The organism is Methanoculleus formosensis (assembly GCF_025384765.1).
Taxonomy (GTDB): Archaea; Halobacteriota; Methanomicrobia; order Methanomicrobiales; family Methanoculleaceae; genus Methanoculleus; species Methanoculleus formosensis.
In genome coordinates this window covers 62,890-80,030 of the sequence record NZ_VHLL01000007.1, presented here as the reverse complement: position 1 = coordinate 80,030, position 17,141 = coordinate 62,890, and the positions used below count along the sequence as shown (strand labels likewise).

Here is a 17,141-nt window from a genome sequence, read left to right as displayed (position 1 = left end):
TTCCCCGTTCAAGAACCTCCTTTTCTCGTGCCCGAGCGGTGAGTTCCCGAATCCGGCTCAGTACTTTGCTAACATGGTTGGAGCAGTCCACCCGGAGGATCAACCATCGAGGCTTCTCAAACTCCATTCTTGATGGAACGTCGCGGCTCGAAACTTGATGGCTTCTCATGCTCGCTACACTCGCACTTCGCACCTGACGGTGCTCAAGCACCTGTCCTACGGGCAGTCGCACTTCGCGGCTTCGCGCTCTTCGCGTGAGATTTCGGTACTGCTCCCGCCGTCACCTCACGCGAAGGCGCGAAGAACGCGAAGTCCGGTGTCGGGTGCCGAAACTAGTGAAGTACTGAGACTCTCCCGGATCCTCAAAAAGTTCTACCGGCCCTCCCGAAACCGTGGCAACCTCCGGCCGTCCCTGATCGGGGTCGTTCAGGACCCGCCGAACCGTCCCGGGAGCCGGAGGCGGTACGTTGCCCGAAAGAATTATATACTATCTCCGAGTAGTCAGGCCGTGATGTCATCGGGGGAAGTGACTTCATCCAGTTCTACCGCCAGGGTCCCGGCCGGTTCCGGAATAATGCGTTCCGGGCGTGCGATCCGGGGAAATCGAGCCGGACGTATAGCGACACCGCTCCTTCTCTTCTGCTGTCTTGTTGCAGCCCTGTGCGGGGTTGTCTCCGCCGACGAAGGGGAGTATGTTCCCGTCTGGAGCCTGGGGGCAAACGGCCCGGTCAGTTCCGTGGCGATCACCCACGACGGTGCTACGATCGTTGCCTCTGCGGGTTCGACGGTATACCTTCTCGACCAGCAGGGCAACGTCCTCTGGCAGAACCCTGTCGGTTCCCGCGTGAACGGCGTCGGGATATCGCCCGAAGGATCACGTATCGGCGTTGCTGCAGACAAACTCTATCTCTACAACCGGGACGGAGACCTGCTCTGGGCGGTGAAGACGGGTTTTATCTACCGGAGCGTGGATCTCTCGTCGAACGGGGCGTACGTCGCCGCCGGCTGCGACAACGGCGCGGTCTACATCTTTGATAAAAACAAGAAGCAACTCTGGGACTACGACATGGGAACCGACAGCTACGACCTCGCGATATCGGAGAACGGCCGCAGAATCGCGATCGGCTGCGATAACCAGGGGGTCTACCTCCTCAACAGCAGGCAGGGTGAGTCCTGGAGTTACGGGACCGGGAGGCTGGTGAGGGGGATCGACCTCACCCCCGACGGCCGGTTCGTGGCGGCCGGATCGGTCGACCGGTGCCTCTATCTCTCCACGGGGGAGGGTGAACACCTCTGGAAGTATCCCGTGGAGGAGGCCGTCTCCTCGGCGGCCCTGACGAACGAGGCTGACAGGGTCTTCGCTGCGGCCGGCAAGACGATCCACGTCCTCGACCGGACGGGAGCCCGGGTCCAGGAGATCGGCCTCGCCGGCCGTGCGGAATCAGTTGCCGTGACTCCCGACGGTTCGTTCCTCGTCGTCGGGGGCGGCGAGGGCGATCGGTCGATCCGTCTCTTCACAGACGATCCGGACCTGGTCGAGACCTGGAATCCGCCGGAGGCTCTGATTGACGAGACCGAACAGCCGGACGAGGCGGCGGTAGATGTGATCGTCTCCCCGGCACCCGAAAACACCGGCAAGGATACGGGGGAAGTGAGCGCCGCGGCTCAGGAAGTCCCGATGACCTCAAGGGTCTTCGGGTGGGTGGAGAACATCCTCTCCCTCCTCTTTAAGCCCCAGGATGACTTCCTGGCCTGACTCACTCTTTTCGGGCAGGATAGGGGGTTAGACCCGATGCCGGCTCCCGCTCGCGTCGCGCGCGTAACGCCCGAACTCGCTCTCGAGCAGGACGTCGCCGGAGAAGACGGGGCCGTCCCTGCAGACCCGCAGGCCGTGCGGGTCGGTGCAGCACGACCCGCAGAGACCGACCCCGCACTTCATGTAGCGGTTTATGGAGAACTGCCCCCGTTCCGCACACCCTTCCCGGTCGAGGATGGCGAGGACCGCCGCCATCATCACCTCCGGCCCGCAGACGCAGACGTGTTCGAAGTCGGCGAGGTCCACCCTTGAGACGAGTTCCGTCACGAACCCGTGGTGGCCGGCGGTGCCGTCGTCGGTCGCGATCATCAGCGCCGCCGCACGCCGTATCCTCTCCGCGAAGAGGAGCTCGGAGGCTGTCCGTGCGCCAAGGAGGAAGGTGTCCACCTGCCCGGCCTCAACAAGCGGCAGCAGCGGGGAGGTGCCGACACCGCCGCCGATGGCGAGCGTCCTCCCCGAGACGGCAAACCCGTTCCCGTAGGGGCCGCGGATCCCGATCCGGTCGCCTGCGTTCTTCGCAAAGAGAGCAGTTGTCGCGTCTCCGACCTTCTGGACGGTTATCGACGACGGTGAGGAGAGGCCCATCGGGATCTCGTCCACGCCCGGGACCCAGACCATCACGAACTGGCCCGGCCGCGCGGCAATCTCCCGGTCGAAGACGAACGTCCTGATCGACGGCGTCTCCTCCACGATCTCTGTTATCGTCACCCCTGCGGGCATCTGCTCATGCATGGGCGCACCCCACGATCTCGTCCGCGTCGATGCCGTCGGGGTCATAAAGGTCGTCAGCTATCGCAGCAAAGATGCCGATCTCGTCGATGACCGCGCTCCCGATCTCGACCGCGCTCGCGCCCGCCATCATCATCTCGACGACGTTGTCGGCGGTTGAGACCCCGCCGCACCCGATGATCGGGATGGAGCATGCCTCGTAGAGGTCGTAGACGCATCGGACCGCGACGGGGAAGATGGCCTTCCCCGATAGCCCGCCGAACCGGTTCCCGAGCACCGGCCGGCGGAGCGCCGTCGATATCCGCATCGCTTTCACGGTGTTGACCGCAACGATCGCGTCCGCCCCGCCGCGCTCTGCGGCCGCTCCGATCTCGGCGATATCAGCGACGTTTGGGGTGAGTTTCACCCAGGTCGGGATACCGAGAGAGGCCGCCGCCCTCGTGCACTCCTCCACGAGAGCCGGGTCGCTCCCGATCGCCGCCCCGTAGCCCTCCGCGTGGGGGCAGGAGAGGTTCAGTTCGAGCCCCGAGGCCTTACCGGCAAACCAGCCGGCGACCGTCCGGAACTCTTCGGGTGTTCCCCCGAAGATGCTCACGACCACCGGCTCCCCTTGAAGGGCGGTCAGTTCCTCCACGAACGCGGCCGAGGGGTTCGGCAGGCCCATGGCGTTGATGATACCGCCGTCGACGACGACCAGGCAGGGTCCGGGATGCCCCTCTTTCGGATTCGGGCCGATAGACTTTGTGACCACACCGCCCGCTCCGTTCGCGAGGATACGGGCGAGCGACGCCCCGGTGGTTCCGAGGATGCCGGCCGCCAGAAGAAGGTGATTCTTCAACCGGATGCCGCCGACCTCGACAGGGCCAGGATACAGCGCAACCATTGAAAAAAGGTGGGAGCGGGGTATTATTATATTCTCGCGCCAAGTATATTGACGAAGAAGCATGTGCTCCGCTCTCCGGATACCGGTGCAGGAGGCGGTAAGGTGGCCATTTTCCCTGCCGGATCATTGTTCTCCGGGCATATAATGGCCCTTTATGCGCACAATCTTACCATTACTCAATTCAGGACAATACTATGACCTCGCTTGCGATCTTTGGTGTAGGAAAGGTGGGGGGTGAGACGGCGTTTCTCTCCGCCGCGCTTGGTCTCGTCGATGAACTCATCGTCTACGACACATATGAACCCATCCTCCGGGCGCAGGTTCTCGATCTGCAGCACACGGGTATCGATGTCTCGATCTCCACTGATATGGCGGCGACGCGGGACGCCGATATCTTCGTCTTTGCAGCGGGTACCCCGAGGACGCCGGAGATCGAGACCAGGGCCGACCTCCTCGAGGCCAATATCCCCGTGGCGAAGCGTTGCAGCGAGTTCCTGCAGGGATTTCCTGGTATCGTCATCACCGTCACGAACCCCATGGACGCGAACAACTACGGCCTCTGGAGGATGATGGGCATCGACCGGCGGCAGTGCATCGGTTTCGGCGGCCAGCTCGACAGCGCGCGATTTGCCGGTCTCCTCCGCGAGGCCGGGATCCCGGGACCTGCCTGGGTGCTCGGGGAGCACGGTGAGCACCAGGTGCCGCTCTTCTCAAAGACCGGGGCCGATGTCGGTATCGAGGAGCGGGAGGCGATCCTCTCCCGGATGCGCGGGGCGAGCATGGAGGTTATCCGCGGCAAAGGCGGGACGATCTTCGGGCCGGCGTATCACATCACCATGCTGATCCGGGCGGTCCTCGAAGACCGGCGCGAGGTTCTCCCCTGCTCGTGCGTGCTCGACGGTGAATATGGTCTCTCCGGCTGCTCCCTCGGCGTTCCCGCCCGGATAGGCCGCGAGGGCATCCTCGGCATCGAGGAGTGGGATCTCGATACCTGGGAGTCCGCAAAGATGGCGGAGGCGGGGGCGTTTGTCAGGGACCTCTGCAGGAGATTCGATGACTGAGCGGGTGCTCGAGTCCGGCATGAGCGTTGCAACCGTCCTCGACGATTTCGGGAAGACCCGTATCGGTATACACCAGGTGGAGTACAGCGTCGGCGCCGAGACCCCGGTCGTTCACATCTTCGGCCGGGACGCGGCCGGAAAAGCGATGCGGATCAACGTGACCGGTTTTCGCCCCTACTTCTACGCGCCCGCCGAGCAGGTGGACGGGAGAGCCCTCGCCCGGGAGGTCATCGGTGTTGAGCGGGATACGACCTACCGCTCCATCCAGGGCGTTCTTCTCCGGCGGCTCTACACCCGCCGCCCTGGCGACGTCCGTTCCGTCCGCGATGACTTCAGCCAGCATTTCGAGGCTGATATCCCATTCACCACCCGATTCATGATAGACTGCGGCCTAACCGGCGGTGTCGAACTCCCGGCCGACGCCCCCGAGTCGCTCGATGGCGCCTTTGAGGTCGAGCACGACGACCTCGCGCCGGCCGAGGTCAAGGCTCCTGCCCGGACGTGCATCATGGACATCGAGTGCGTGGACGAGGAGGGGTTCCCCGAGCCCGAACGCGACCCGATCATCTGCGTCACCTGCTGGGACTCGTTCGACGACGACTACACGACGCTCCTCTGGCAGCCCTCCGCGGCTGCGGGCGACGCGCCCGACCTTCGTGTCAACGAGCGGCACCGGGTCGTCCGGCACCCGGACGAGGCCTCGATGCTCAGGGGGCTCGCCGCCTACGTGAAAGAGCGCGACCCGGATATCCTCTCGGGCTGGAACTTCGTGGAGTTCGACATCCCCTACATCGTGAAGCGGATGGCGGTGCTGGGGCTCCCGGCCGAGGATCTCGCCCGCCTCCCCGGGCAGACCGAGCGAAACGCCGTCCGCGGGCGGTCGATCTTCGATCTCCTTGCCGCCTACCGGAAGATGCACCAGGCCCAGAAAGAGTCATACCGACTCGACGCGGTCGCCGAAGAGGAACTCGGGGTGACGAAGGTTCGCTACACCGGGACGATCACCGAGCTCTGGAGATCGGATCCGAAACGACTCGTGGAGTACAACTGCCGTGACGTCGAACTCTGTGTCGGGATCGATCAAAAGAACAATATCATCGAGTTCTACGGGGAGATCGCCCGGTACGTCGGGTGCCCGCTCGATCGCACGCTGAACTCCTCGAACGTCATCGATATCTACGTTCTCCGGAAGGCGTCGGGAAAGTTCGTCCTCCCGTCAAAAGGGCTCGCTGCGGGCGACGAGTTCGAGGGGGCGACCGTCTTCGAGCCCGCCACAGGTCTCCGTGAGAACGTGGTGGTCCTCGACCTGAAATCGCTCTACCCGATGGCGATGATGACGATCAACGCCTCTCCCGAGACGAAGAACCCGGACGGCGAACTGCGGGCGCCGAACGGTGTCCGGTTCTCCCGGGAGCCGGACGGGTTGACGAGGAGCATCATCTCGGAGCTCCTCGGGGAGCGGGACGAGCGCAAACGCCTCCGAAACCTTTACCCCTTCGGGTCGCCGGAGTACGTCCTCTACGACCTCCAGCAGAACGTCCTGAAGGTGATCATGAACTCCTACTACGGGGTTTCGGGCTACACCCGGTTCAGGCTCTACGACCGCGAGATCGGGTCGGCCGTCACCTCGGTCGGCCGGGCGATCATCAGGCATACCCGGGACGTCATCACCGATCTCGGCTACACCGTCCTCTACGGCGACACCGACTCCTGTATGGTGCAGGTTCCGCCGGGGAGCCTTGAGGAGACCATCGCACGGGCGAGGGATATCGAGGCGAAGTTGAACGCGAGCTACGGTGACTTTGCGAAGGCCGAACTGAACGCCGATATGCATTACTTCTCCATCAAGTTCGAGAAGGTCTATCGCCGTTTCTTCCAGGCGGGCAAGAAGAAGCGCTACGCCGGGCACCTGGTCTGGAAGGAGGGGAAAGACGTCGACGAGGTCGACGTCGTCGGGTTCGAGATCCGGCGGAGCGACTCCCCGCAGATCACGCGGGAGGTGCAGGGCACCGTCATCGAGATGATCCTCCGCGGGGACGCATTCAGCGATGTGCAGCCGTATCTCCGCGACGTCATCAGGAAGTACCGCCGGGGTGAGTACTCCCTTGACGAGGCCGGTATCCCCGGCGGTATCGGAAAGAACCTGGACAGTTACGAGAACGACGACGCCCACATCAGGGGCGCTAAGTACTCCAACAAATACCTCGGGACTGATTTCAAGCGGGGCAGCAAGCCGAAGCGCATCTACATCAAGGCCGTCACGGCAAAGTACCCGAGGACGGATGTCGTCTGCTTCGAGTACGCCGACCAGGTGCCGCCGGAGTTCGTCATCGACTGGGAGACGATGCTTGAGAAGACGCTCAAAGGCCCCATCTCAAGGATCATCGAGCCGCTCGGGTGGGACTGGCACGACGTCGATCCCTCGCGGACGACGCTCTTTGATTTCGGGATGTGAGAAAAGTTTGAGGGGTCGCTTTACGCGATGCCCCTTCTCGCGCGCTCCTCATCGAGGAACGCGCTCCGCTCGACATTCTTCGACCAGGCGATCCGGCCGCCGACGATCTGCCAGTTGTCCATCTCCAGGACGTCGACCCCCTCGGGGACCTCAGGGACGGCCGCCCCGCCGGGGACGACGAGGACGGCCCTGTCTGCGTTACCGGCGCTTGCGGCAGCCTTGAGCGCCTCGACGGCGCCTGCCTGGACCACAGGGGCCATATTCACGTTCACGAGCACCCGCTCCGCCCTGCCGGCGACCCGGCGGGAGAGCACGTATTCCGGCTGAGCACTGCCGGCGGGAGATCCTGCATACTGCCACCCCTCCCGGGGAGAGAACCGCCGGGAAAGGGTCTTTTTCACATCCAGATGTGTAGAATCTTTTATGCCACCCATATCAATATCCTCTGTGTACCTGTTATGGTCACGGTCGAATATAAGCGTTGTAGTTTGCACATTCCTGTTTGTAGCGGGTGACCGGTGGCGTTGATGCTCTCCACGGGCTCAAGCCAGGGCAACCTCTCCGTCATCATCGATCCGTTTCTCCCGGGCTGTTCACAGGGCGAAGGCGGCGGTCGGTAAAGAAGGAGCATCGGAAGATCCGAAGGAACACTTTTATTCTACTATCGGTATTATGCACCGGGGTTTCATTATGGCAGAAGCAACGCAGACGGATGCCGGGGTTGTGGAAGCGTACGAGAGACTTGCGCATGAGGTGCTGGAGCGGCCGGAGAGCATCCCGAGCGCTATCCACAATCTCCTCCTGAAACTGGCGGAGACGCACCCGGGAGCGGTCTACTGGATCATCCGCAAGTTCTACCAGGAGTATCTCCGGCTCTACGTCTCCGATACCGGCTACATCGGCATCGCAGATCGGTATGAACCCGATCTGATGTACCCGGGCGACATTGTCCTCTACATGGTGCCGGAGAGCCCGCAGGCGGGCGATGTGGTCCAGATCTCCTTCACCGACAAGGGTGAGGTGAGCGTCTACGTCATCCACGGACGGGTCATCGGGTGCAACGACGACCGGTCGGTACAGGTGGCGGATACGAGCACCGGAGAGGAGTACCGGGTCGTTGACTGGAACATCCTCGGGAAGCTGGTCAGGGTCATCCCGTTCGGCTCCAGCGAGTGGCAGGAACTCTTCACGGCGTCCGGCGTCCCGAAGGGATGGGTCGCAACATCGGTCGAGGAGAACATCCGTTCCATCCAGGACTCAGACGTTGCCGGGAAGGACGAGGCAATCACTGAACTCAAGCGGCGCCTTAAAGACCTGGTATAGGAGAGGTGGCTACGCCTGTGCGTTTTCTGCCGGGCGGGAGCAGACCGGCTTTCGTACCGGCCAACGACGCCTACCCGCACGAACCTTTTTTAAGGGGATGGTCTATCCCTGCCGCATGAGGCATCTGGCAATAATCATCCTTGCTCTGCTTCTCATCCCGTCCGGAGCAGAGGCGCTCACCTTCCTCGGCGGGGACGAGACCCTGATCGATACTCCTATTCCCGACGACGTGGTCGTCTCAGGCGGGACCGTGACCGTCAACGCCCCCGTCGACAGCCTGACGGTCGCCGGGGGAACGGTGAGGGTGGACGCGCCGGTCGCCGGCGACATCATCGCCGGCGGAGGCAGCCTGATTATCAACGGCGACGTCGGTGGGAAGGTGCTCGCCGCCGGCGGCGAGATCGAGTTGAACGGGAACGCGACGAACGCCCTCGTCACGGGTGGTGCGGTCAGGATCGGGAGAGATGCCGTTATAGAGCGCGACGCGGTGATCAGTGCGGGAGAGGTCACGAACGAAGGATCGGTTCTCCGCAACCTGACGGTCGAGGCCGAGACCTTCACCAATACCGGTACGGCCGGGAACGTGACCTTCGAGCAGGAGGAGCCGGAGTCGGCGCTGCCCGGCCTCTTCTCGGTTCTCTTCGCCGTCGGGTTCCTTATCCTCGGCCTTCTCCTCATCCGGGGATTCCCCGACCTGTTTACGGCGGTGGTCGGGCAGGTCAGGGAGAGCCCGGTTCTCCTGACGGTCCTCGGGTTCGTCGCGATCATCGTATCGGCGATCATCCTCGTCATCGTCGCAATCACGATCGTCGGCCTCCCCGTCGCGCTCGTCGCAGGAATGCTCTTTGTCGTCGCCCTGATGCTCTCGTCGCTCTTTGTCGCGTACGCCCTCGGAGACGTCATCGCATCCCGGGCGGGGTGGAGCCCGGGTCGTGCGTGGATATTCGTTCTCGGGTTCGTGATCCTGCAGATCCTCATCTTCATCCCGCTGCTCGGGGCGATCGTCCAGATCATCGCGGTCAGCCTCGGTTTCGGCGGGATCCTCTACGCGCTCAGGAGCGACCGTCCGTTCCGTGCCGGCGGTGAGGCGTAGCCTTTTTTTTTTGATGAGCCAGAGGGCCCGCTCGGACTGCACCGGGTAGACTGCCCGGCAGGATGGCTATATGGGGTGCGGCTCCCCGTTCTGCGGAAAAATAGGGGTGGGGTTGAATCCCGCTCAGGGCGTCGTGCCGGCGCCCTTCTCCCGGCCGAGCCGGAAGGCCGCGGTGTTGACCTCGACGGTCTTTTTGGGCACGCACCGCCGCACCGCCTCTTCGAGGGTCTCGGGCCGGAGCGGGATGTCGGCCGACGCCGCCCCGAGCATAACGATGTTCTGCGAGAGGATGTTTCCCGCCTCCCTGGCGAGGGCCGCGGCGTCGATGCAGGCGACGTCGAGGCCGGCGAGCGCGGCGAGGATGCTCTCGTCGTCGGGGACGTCGAGTGCCTGCTGGTAGACCGACGTCGGGACGACCAGGTTCCGGTTCACGATAAGCCGCCCTCCTGCCGGGAGGTAGTGGCGGTAGCGGAGCGCTTCGAGGAGGTCGAAGGCGACGAGGAGATCGGCCGTCCCCGGCACGATCAGGGAACCGTGCTTCCCGTCGATCCGGATATGGCTCTCCACCGACCCGCCGCGCTGCGCCATGCCGTGGGTCTCGGCGCTCCGGACGGTCCGGTTCTCGATGATGCAGGCCTCGCCGAGGACGTTCGAGGCGAGGACGGTTCCCTGGCCGCCGATCCCGACGATCAGGATATCGAACGAGGGTTTCATCGCCGTCCCTCCATACCGATCGCACCTGACGGGCATATGTCCGCGCAGACGCCGCAACCGGCGCAAAGTTCGGTGATCGTTGCGTTCTCCCCGGTAAACGCGATCGCCGGGCAGCCGAACGACCGGCAGACACCGCAGCCGGTGCACCGTTCGGGGTCGACAGCGTAGGCCTTTCGCCGGACTCCGCTCTTCCGTGCGGTGATGACGCAGGGCTGCTTTGAGATGATGACCCGGACGCCCCTCCTCTCCTTTGCCCTCCGGAAGGTTTCGAGGAGCACGGGAAGATCGTAGGGATCGACCGTCTCGACCCACGAGACCCCGCATGCCCGGCAGATCGCGTCGAGCGATATCGGGGTGCTCTCGGCGCCTGTCGCGGTCACTCCCGTGTTGGGGTTCGGTTGGTGGCCGGTCATAGCGGTGATCCGGTTGTCCAGGATGACGACGACCATATCGGCGCCGTTGTAGACGGCGTTCAGGAGCCCCGGTATTCCCGTGTGCAGGAACGTTGAGTCGCCGATGGTGCAGACGACCGGGCGCTCCTCTCCCGACCGGGCGATCCCGCTCCCGACGGTGATCGAGGCACCCATGCAGATGGTGGTGTCCACCGCCCCGAGCTGGAGGCCGAGGGTGTAGCACCCGATGTCGCTCGGGAAGATGCCGTCGCGAAAGACCTTCTTCATCGCGTAGAACGTCGGCCGGTGCATGCACCCGGCGCAGAGGATCGGCGGGCGGGGCGGCACGCCCTGGACCGGGGCGGCCGCCGGGAAGGTCGTCGTCGGGGTCATGCCCGCCTTCTCGAGGGCGGCGGCGACGATCGCCGGGTTGAACTCCCCTTCATACGGCACCGTGCTGTCCATCTTGCCGAAGACCTCGGTCCTCGTCGCCACCTGCCGTACGGCCTCCTCGACGACCGGGTCGAGTTCCTCGACGACGAGGACTCTCTCGTGCCGGTCGACGAACTCCCGGAGCCACTCCTCGTCGATCGGGTAGGCGCCGACGATCGCGAGCGAGACGTCGCCCCCGATCACCTCCTGGACGTAGGCGGCGGCGACGCCGCTCGCGACGACGGCGGTGCTGCCCCGGACGGTGTGGCGGTTGTAGCCGAGTTCGACGAGCCGTTTCTTTAACGCCTGCTGCTTCCCGTTCAGGTTCTTGTGCAGAACCCGGGTGTGCGCGGGGATGACCACGTATTGCTTCGGGTCGCGGTGGAAGACGGCGGTCTGGTGTTCGGTTCCGACTGCGCCCGTGTCGACGTCACCCTTTGAGTGGCAGATCCGGGTGGTGGGGCGGAAGATGACCGGCAGGCCGAACTCCTCGGAGAGGGCGAAGGCGTCCCGTATCATATCGTGCGCCTCCTGAACCGATGCCGGGTCGAGGCAGGGAAGCCGGGCGAAGTGCGCGTAGCGCCGGGTATCCTGCTCGTTCTGGGAACTGTGCGCGAAGGGGTCGTCGGCGGAGAGGACGACGAACCCGCCGGTCACCCCGGTGTATGCGCTCGTCATCAGGGGATCGGCCGCCACGTTCAGTCCGACGTGCTTCATGGTGCAGAGTGCGCGCTGCCCGCACCAGGCGGCGCCGAGCGCGTTCTCGAGGGCGACCTTCTCGTTCGTGGACCACTCCACGGTGAAGGGCCGCTCCTTCTGCACCCTGAGGACGTCGATCACTTCGGAGGACGGCGTGCCGGGATAGCCGCTGGCAAAATCGATGTTTGCCTCCAGGCATGCGTGAGCGATGCCCTCGTTTCCGAGTAGGTACCGTATTGCCATTGTTCCACTCAACTGTACTTCTATTGTCGGGTTTCAACATAGCGCTTTGGATGCCGGTCTAAAACATTCCGGTGCGGAAATGCCGCCTGTCGCGGGAGAACCGCGACGGCCCGTATCTTTTGCGCGCCACTGTTCTCGGAAGTGGATCGGCGGCCGTGTCCCCCAATGCGGCCATTTGCGCTGCTTTCTTTCCAGGAGGACGCCTATCTCCGGAGTTCGTTCCATGCTGCTCTCCCTGCCGGTTCTTCACCGGGCACCATTCCCGGATGATCCGGGGCAGAGTCCTTACATAACCTTTAAGTTGGATATTGTACAATATTTGTAGGCACCAGTAGAGGTGTATCGGGCCCGTAGCATAGCCGGTGGTGCACCCGGCTGATAACCGGGAGGTCATGCGTTCGAATCGCATCGGGCCCATCGTTCTTTCTTCTTCGTGGTTTCACCCTATGCCGTTCGCTACACTGTCTCTCTTCCGATCTCTAGATCTCTATCGATTTCTCCCGAAAAATTGTCTGATCGGGAGCGCGCCCCTTCAGCCCGAATCCTCTGGTCGCCGACGGTAGACAAGATGCTCGAGCACCAGGGCCACCACAATACCCACCACAAACCCGTTCGTGATCAGCGGGCGGACGAGTGCCGGGAACCCCGCGGCGACCACTGCAGGCAGGAACGCCACCAGCGTCCCGAGGAGGAGGGGGATGCCGATGATCAATCCCTCATTGAACGTCCTGACCGCCCCGCTCTCCTGGCCGAGCATCAGCCCCGCTGCGATCTGGGAGGCCATGACGTAGGCGAGGACGACCCCGATGACCGGCCCGGGGATGCTCGCAAGGCCGCCGATGGCGAGGGGAGATAGGGCCATGAGCGCGAGAGCGATGCCTGCCGGGACCAGGGCGAACCGGGACGCGCACCCGGTCGCGGCGATGACGCCGGGGGAGAGCGAGAAGTTCACGGGGCCGATCACCCCGCTGAGGCCTGCTGCGACGTTTCCGAGGCCGGTGATGGTCACCCCGCGGTTTGTGCGCTCACCCATCTTATCCGCCCCGAGAAGGCCGCCCACCGACTGGATGGATCCGAGGTCGTTTACGGCGAGTGCAAGGAAGCAGATCAGGAACGCTGCAAAGACTCCTGCATCGGGCAGGGCGAGCGGCGCGAGCAGGCCCGGAGGGAGTGCGAGCATCGCGGTGCCCTCCGGCGGCAGGGGAACCGGACCAAAGAGGACGATGTAGGAGAGCGTCCCGAAGATGATCGCCCAGAGCGCCAGGGTCGACTTCCATATCCCCTTCAGGAGTCCGCTTGCGACGAAGAGGATGAGAGCGAATGCGAGGGCGAAGAGGAAGGTCTGCGCCGGGGGAACCGTGCCGCCCCCATCCGTGATGAAGTTGAGGATGGTGGGTGCGAGGGTGAATCCGATGAGCATGAGGACGACCGCGATCACCCGGGGTGTGAAGAGGCGTTTGATATACTCAAAGAGGCCAGTTGCCGCTATCCCTGCAAGGAGGAGCCCGCCGATCACCAGTGACGCATTGATGGCGGGAAATCCCGCACCAATGCTTGCAAGGATGCCGATCAGGAGCACCGTTGCCGGGCCGAGCACCAGGGGAAGCCTGTGGCCGAGGTAGATCTGCGCGAGCAGCACCAGGGCGACGAGGAGAAAGAGTTTCTGGAGGTATGGGACGACCGACCCTTCGGTCTGGAGGGCGGCCACCACCCCGCCGGTGATGAGAATGAGCGGCACGCTCACCGCGAGCCATTGCAGGCCGAAGATGAGGAGCGATGCCGGTCGCGGCCGGTCGTCGATACCGTAGGTGAACTCCATTGTAGTGGTTCCCGGCGAAACGACCGGCCCGGGGGTGGAGCACGGGGGCGTTCCGGCCTGTAATCAGGATGTTCTTCTTCCCGGCTCCATAATAGTTTCCTATTCTATCAAGAGATGTTCTGAGCCGGAATCTCTTCGTAGCCCCCTACCAATTCGGTATATCTGTTGTAACCCCACCCCGCGCGGCCTTCGGCCTCCTCCCCCTTCCTGCGGGGCGGGGGCAGTGCGTGGGGATAGCCGGTGGGAAGCCGTGTCCGATTCTCCGCGACAATGCGAGGGAGAACAGCCGGGTGAAACTTCAGATGCGTTCCCCTCTGACCTCCCTCCCTCTTGCAGGATAAGCCCCCGGCGCCGTCTCATGGTCGTTTCCGCAAACCGATGGTTTGATGCCCCGTGGCCGGGAATTGATGGGTATGCTTTCACCCGGTCATGCGACTGAATCCTCCTGTATTCGTCCCGGCATCGGGCGGAGGGCGCGGGTATGAACGCAGTCGAGGTCCGGGGGCTCTCGCGGTCATTCGACGGCCGCGATATCCTCCGCGACGTCTCGTTCACCGTCGGGCACGGGGAGATCTTCGGCTACCTCGGCCCGAACGGCGCCGGAAAGACCACGACAATCCGGATCCTGCTCGGCCTCCTCGCCCCCGATACGGGCGAGGTCCGGGTCCTCGGGAGGGATCTCGCCGCCGACGACGATGCGCGTGCGCGAGTCGGGGTGCTCTTCGAGAACAACGGCCTTGTCGACCGGATGAGCGCCGCCGGCAACCTCACCTACTATGCCGGGCTCTACAGCGTCGATGACCCGGCGGAGCGGGTCGACGAACTCCTCGCGCTCGTCGGTCTCGCCGACCGGCGGGACGACCCGGTCGGGACGTTCTCGACCGGCATGAAGCGGAAACTCGGGATCGCCCGGGCGATCCTCCACCGCCCGGAGGTCGTCTTCCTCGACGAACCCTCCTCAGGCCTCGACCCCGGCGCGCAGAGGATGGTCCGCGACCTCATCCTCGAACTCTCCCGGCGGGAGGAGATGACCGTCTTCTTAAACTCCCATCACCTCGACGAAGTCCAGCGGATCTGCTCCACGGTCGCGATCCTCGCGGGAGGGAGGATCCGCGCCTTCGACTCGGTGGAGAACCTCACCGCAGCATCCGGCCGCCCGGCCGTGACGGTCGCCCTTGCCGGTGCCGGCGCCCGCGCGTGCGAGACTGTCGGAGGACTGCCGTACGTCACGGAGTGCGGCGTGGACGGCGACCGCCTCCGATGCACCCTCGCCGATCCGGCCGCGATACCCGACCTCATCGCGGCCCTCGTCGGGGCAGGGTTCCGCATCGAGGAGGTCCGCCGGTCGTCGCGGTCGCTTGAGGAGATCTACATCGAGCACGTCGGCCGGGCGGAGGGCGGTCCATGAGCACGCTCTCCGTCATCGCCCGCCGGGAGATGGGGCTTGCTCTCCGGAACCGGAGTATCCTCATCTCGGCGTTCATCTTTGCCATCTGGTTCCCGGTGATGTCGGCCCTCGGGATCGCCGCGGGTGCAGGAGACGACGCCACGATCCTGGCCGGGGGTATCGCAGCAATCACCCTCTCTTTAGGGGTCTTCATGGGCTACCTCTTCTGCGCCGATGCCTTCCTCCGGGAGAAGCGGGACGGCAGCATCGAGACACTCCTCTGCGCACCGGTCTCGCTCCAGCGTCTCTGGGAGGGGAAGGCCGCAGGAGTCGCCGTTCCGGCCTATCTGATGACCCTCGTCTCGGCCGCAGTGACTGCCGCCGCGGTCTCCACCCTCACCGGGATTCCGGTCGCCACCGACCCCCTGCTCCTCCTCCACCTCGCGGTCGTCGTCCCGGTCTGGATCCTCGCCGCGGCAGGGCTTATCGGCGCGGCCCAGCTCGCGCTCGGGATGCGAGAGAACCAGATCCTCGGTTTTGTCTTCATATTCGGGTTCTTCTTCCTCATCTTCGCGCTCCAGGGGGTAGTGCCCGGCCTCTCGGTGACGACGGAGGGTATCTTCGCGGCTGCCGGGCTCGCGCTTCTCGCTCTTGCCCGCTTCATCGCCGGGAAAGTGACGAAGGAGCGGATCGTCCGAACAATTCCGTAAAAATATGGAACGGGCCGGCCTATTGCCAGGCCGCTGTCCCTTCCTTGAGATACCGGAGGACCGGGGCGAGGACCTCCTCATTCACCGCGCCTGCTTTTGCCGCAGAGTTGCTGTTCATGGCGATGTAGGTGTCCTTCTCGGCCCAGTAGTAGAGTATCGTGTACGAGCCGTAGTACCCGCCGGTATGGCCGTAGAGGGTCAGGCCCTCCGATGCGTTCTGCTGCGTGAAGTATCCGTACCCGCATCCGACGCTCAACTCCCCGAGACCGGGCACCATCCCGATCTTCTGAGACTGTGGGGAGGTGTTCTCCATCGCTGCAAGCGATGCCGGGCTGATCAACGCTCCCGAGCGGAGTGCACGGTGGAACCTGTTGAGATCGGCCGTCGTGCTCACGATATCCCCGGCGCCCCGGTCGAACTGGATGTAGAGGTCGCTGAAGTCCATGACGGTCCCGTCTTCATCGCTCTCCAGGGCCCGCATGTGTGGACCGGGGATGTGGTTGGTCCGGTGGACGAACGTGTCGTTCATCCCCGCCGGGACGAAGATATTCCGGGTGACATAGTCCTCGTAGGGAGTTCCGGCCGCCTCGTCGATGATCAGCGTGAGAAGGATGTAGTTCACGTTCGAGTAGGTGTAATCCGTTCCCGGCGGATAGAGGGGGCCGGCCTCGAGGCCCTGCCGCATCCCTTCCTGGTAGGGAATCGGGGTATCGGGGTTCATGTACTCTTCGAGGACGATCGCGTTCTCGTCGTAGTCCGCGATCCCGCTCGTGTGGTCGAGGAGGTGGCGGATGGTGATCGTGTCGCTCTCCGGGATCGCCTCCACCACGTCCGCCGGGAGCCAGCGGTCGATGGGGTCGTCGAGCGAGAGTTTTCCGTCCTCGGCGAGCTGCTGAATCGCGACGCTCGTGAAAGTCTTTGTCACGCTCGCGATGATGAACCGCATCTCCGGTCTTGCCGGCACCGCGGGGGAGAGCGAGGCGTTGCCGGCCGCGTAGTTCCAGGTCCATTCCGGCGTCGAGATCTCGATCAGGGTACCGGGGACGCCGGCATTCCGGACCCCGGCCGAGACGATCGACTTGAGATCGGAGATTACCGCCGTGGGCGGGGGGTTTCGGTAGGCGTCGCCCGCCTCCTGCACGGGTCCGGCGCTCTGCATGCACCCGGAGGAGAGGACTGCCGCGGCTACGGCGATAGCGATGAGAAGGAAGATATATGGCTTTGCACAGGGAAAGAGGCGCATAGATTTTCGTATGATTTTTTCGGTTATATGATATCTCTTTTGAGGGGAGTACGATGCTTCGCTGCCGGCAGACATCGGCCCCGGCTGTTACTCGGCACCTGTGAGGGGAGCATCGGGGGGAAAGGGCGAGTGCTCCGGCTGT

The 17,141-nt window shown here is 64.0% G+C and carries 14 protein-coding genes and 1 tRNA gene; 8 read left to right on the top strand and 7 right to left on the bottom strand.

Annotated elements, in window-relative coordinates; translation table 11 throughout:
- Nucleotides 1–574 precede the first annotated feature (574 nt).
- A complete protein-coding gene (locus FKB36_RS11200) occupies nucleotides 575–1,756 on the top strand; it encodes a WD40 repeat domain-containing protein (protein ID WP_261598159.1) in 1,182 nt (393 codons plus the stop codon).
- Between the two features lie 27 nt (nucleotides 1,757–1,783).
- On the opposite strand, the gene FKB36_RS11195 is transcribed toward FKB36_RS11200, so the two are convergent.
- Together FKB36_RS11195 and FKB36_RS11190 are read right to left on the bottom strand one after the other, a co-directional pair.
- Nucleotides 1,784–2,548, bottom strand: coding sequence for a dihydroorotate dehydrogenase electron transfer subunit (locus FKB36_RS11195; protein ID WP_261598158.1), 765 nt, complete (start codon nucleotides 2,546–2,548; stop codon nucleotides 1,784–1,786).
- Nucleotides 2,541–3,428 carry a dihydroorotate dehydrogenase gene (locus FKB36_RS11190; protein ID WP_261598157.1) on the bottom strand — a complete coding sequence of 296 codons (888 nt, stop codon included), beginning with the start codon at nucleotides 3,426–3,428 and terminating at the stop codon, nucleotides 2,541–2,543. The genes FKB36_RS11195 and FKB36_RS11190 overlap by 8 nt, the downstream gene beginning before the upstream one ends.
- A gap of 194 nt (nucleotides 3,429–3,622) precedes the next feature.
- Here FKB36_RS11190 and FKB36_RS11185 point away from each other — a divergent pair, with 194 nt between their 5' ends.
- Both FKB36_RS11185 and FKB36_RS11180 read left to right on the top strand, forming a co-directional pair.
- Entirely contained in the window at nucleotides 3,623–4,489 is an 867-nt protein-coding gene (locus FKB36_RS11185) for a malate dehydrogenase (RefSeq protein WP_261598156.1), read from the top strand.
- Nucleotides 4,490–4,508: 19 nt separating this feature from the next.
- Entirely contained in the window at nucleotides 4,509–6,944 is a 2,436-nt protein-coding gene (locus FKB36_RS11180) for a DNA-directed DNA polymerase (protein ID WP_261598184.1), read from the top strand.
- Nucleotides 6,945–6,964: 20 nt separating this feature from the next.
- Here FKB36_RS11180 and FKB36_RS11175 read toward each other — a convergent pair whose 3' ends face one another.
- The gene (locus tag FKB36_RS11175) at nucleotides 6,965–7,378 is read right to left on the bottom strand and encodes a hypothetical protein (RefSeq protein ID WP_261598155.1); all 414 of its coding nucleotides are present in this window, start codon (nucleotides 7,376–7,378) and stop codon (nucleotides 6,965–6,967) included.
- 256 nt (nucleotides 7,379–7,634) lie between these two features.
- Between FKB36_RS11175 and FKB36_RS11170 the strand changes: the two genes are divergently transcribed.
- Together FKB36_RS11170 and FKB36_RS11165 are read left to right on the top strand one after the other, a co-directional pair.
- A complete protein-coding gene (locus FKB36_RS11170; protein ID WP_261598154.1) occupies nucleotides 7,635–8,267 on the top strand; it encodes a hypothetical protein in 633 nt (210 codons plus the stop codon).
- 115 nt (nucleotides 8,268–8,382) lie between these two features.
- Nucleotides 8,383–9,360 carry a hypothetical protein gene (locus FKB36_RS11165; protein ID WP_261598153.1) on the top strand — a complete coding sequence of 326 codons (978 nt, stop codon included), beginning with the start codon at nucleotides 8,383–8,385 and terminating at the stop codon, nucleotides 9,358–9,360.
- Nucleotides 9,361–9,483: 123 nt separating this feature from the next.
- Here the strand turns inward: FKB36_RS11165 and FKB36_RS11160 are convergent, their stop codons facing one another.
- Both FKB36_RS11160 and iorA read right to left on the bottom strand, forming a co-directional pair.
- A complete protein-coding gene (locus FKB36_RS11160; RefSeq protein WP_261598151.1) occupies nucleotides 9,484–10,074 on the bottom strand; it encodes an indolepyruvate oxidoreductase subunit beta in 591 nt (196 codons plus the stop codon).
- Nucleotides 10,071–11,840 (bottom strand): indolepyruvate ferredoxin oxidoreductase subunit alpha, encoded by a 1,770-nt coding sequence (gene iorA / locus FKB36_RS11155; protein WP_261598150.1) that lies wholly within the window; start codon nucleotides 11,838–11,840, stop codon nucleotides 10,071–10,073. The genes FKB36_RS11160 and iorA overlap by 4 nt, the downstream gene beginning before the upstream one ends.
- 344 nt (nucleotides 11,841–12,184) lie before the next feature.
- Between iorA and FKB36_RS11150 the strand changes: the two genes are divergently transcribed.
- A tRNA-Ile gene (locus FKB36_RS11150) sits at nucleotides 12,185–12,257 on the top strand.
- Between the two features lie 115 nt (nucleotides 12,258–12,372).
- Here the strand turns inward: FKB36_RS11150 and FKB36_RS11145 are convergent.
- Nucleotides 12,373–13,659, bottom strand: coding sequence for a uracil-xanthine permease family protein (locus FKB36_RS11145; protein ID WP_261598149.1), 1,287 nt, complete (start codon nucleotides 13,657–13,659; stop codon nucleotides 12,373–12,375).
- A gap of 481 nt (nucleotides 13,660–14,140) precedes the next feature.
- Here FKB36_RS11145 and FKB36_RS11140 point away from each other — a divergent pair, with 481 nt between their 5' ends.
- Nucleotides 14,141–15,067, top strand: a complete 927-nt coding sequence (locus tag FKB36_RS11140) for an ABC transporter ATP-binding protein (protein ID WP_261598148.1) — start codon at nucleotides 14,141–14,143, stop codon at nucleotides 15,065–15,067.
- Nucleotides 15,064–15,756, top strand: a complete 693-nt coding sequence (locus FKB36_RS11135) for an ABC transporter permease (protein WP_261598147.1) — start codon at nucleotides 15,064–15,066, stop codon at nucleotides 15,754–15,756. Before FKB36_RS11140 ends, FKB36_RS11135 begins: the two co-directional genes overlap by 4 nt.
- A 19-nt stretch (nucleotides 15,757–15,775) precedes the next feature.
- Here FKB36_RS11135 and FKB36_RS11130 read toward each other — a convergent pair whose 3' ends face one another.
- The gene (locus FKB36_RS11130) at nucleotides 15,776–16,999 is read right to left on the bottom strand and encodes a serine hydrolase domain-containing protein (protein ID WP_261598146.1); all 1,224 of its coding nucleotides are present in this window, start codon (nucleotides 16,997–16,999) and stop codon (nucleotides 15,776–15,778) included.
- Nucleotides 17,000–17,141 lie beyond the last annotated feature (142 nt).

What these genes read in the sequence shown, in the direction of transcription:
- FKB36_RS11200 (WP_261598159.1), top strand. Translation starts at nt 575, where the DNA reads ATGCGTTCCGGGCGTGCGATCCGGGGAAATCGAGCCGGACGTATAGCG.
- FKB36_RS11195 (WP_261598158.1), bottom strand. Translation starts at nt 2,548, where the DNA reads ATGCATGAGCAGATGCCCGCAGGGGTGACGATAACAGAGATCGTGGAG.
- FKB36_RS11190 (WP_261598157.1), bottom strand. Translation starts at nt 3,428, where the DNA reads ATGGTTGCGCTGTATCCTGGCCCTGTCGAGGTCGGCGGCATCCGGTTG.
- FKB36_RS11185 (WP_261598156.1), top strand. Translation starts at nt 3,623, where the DNA reads ATGACCTCGCTTGCGATCTTTGGTGTAGGAAAGGTGGGGGGTGAGACG.
- FKB36_RS11180 (WP_261598184.1), top strand. Translation starts at nt 4,509, where the DNA reads ATGAGCGTTGCAACCGTCCTCGACGATTTCGGGAAGACCCGTATCGGT.
- FKB36_RS11175 (WP_261598155.1), bottom strand. Translation starts at nt 7,378, where the DNA reads ATGGGTGGCATAAAAGATTCTACACATCTGGATGTGAAAAAGACCCTT.
- FKB36_RS11170 (WP_261598154.1), top strand. Translation starts at nt 7,635, where the DNA reads ATGGCAGAAGCAACGCAGACGGATGCCGGGGTTGTGGAAGCGTACGAG.
- FKB36_RS11165 (WP_261598153.1), top strand. Translation starts at nt 8,383, where the DNA reads ATGAGGCATCTGGCAATAATCATCCTTGCTCTGCTTCTCATCCCGTCC.
- FKB36_RS11160 (WP_261598151.1), bottom strand. Translation starts at nt 10,074, where the DNA reads ATGAAACCCTCGTTCGATATCCTGATCGTCGGGATCGGCGGCCAGGGA.
- iorA (WP_261598150.1), bottom strand. Translation starts at nt 11,840, where the DNA reads ATGGCAATACGGTACCTACTCGGAAACGAGGGCATCGCTCACGCATGC.
- FKB36_RS11145 (WP_261598149.1), bottom strand. Translation starts at nt 13,659, where the DNA reads ATGGAGTTCACCTACGGTATCGACGACCGGCCGCGACCGGCATCGCTC.
- FKB36_RS11140 (WP_261598148.1), top strand. Translation starts at nt 14,141, where the DNA reads ATGAACGCAGTCGAGGTCCGGGGGCTCTCGCGGTCATTCGACGGCCGC.
- FKB36_RS11135 (WP_261598147.1), top strand. Translation starts at nt 15,064, where the DNA reads ATGAGCACGCTCTCCGTCATCGCCCGCCGGGAGATGGGGCTTGCTCTC.
- FKB36_RS11130 (WP_261598146.1), bottom strand. Translation starts at nt 16,999, where the DNA reads ATGCGCCTCTTTCCCTGTGCAAAGCCATATATCTTCCTTCTCATCGCT.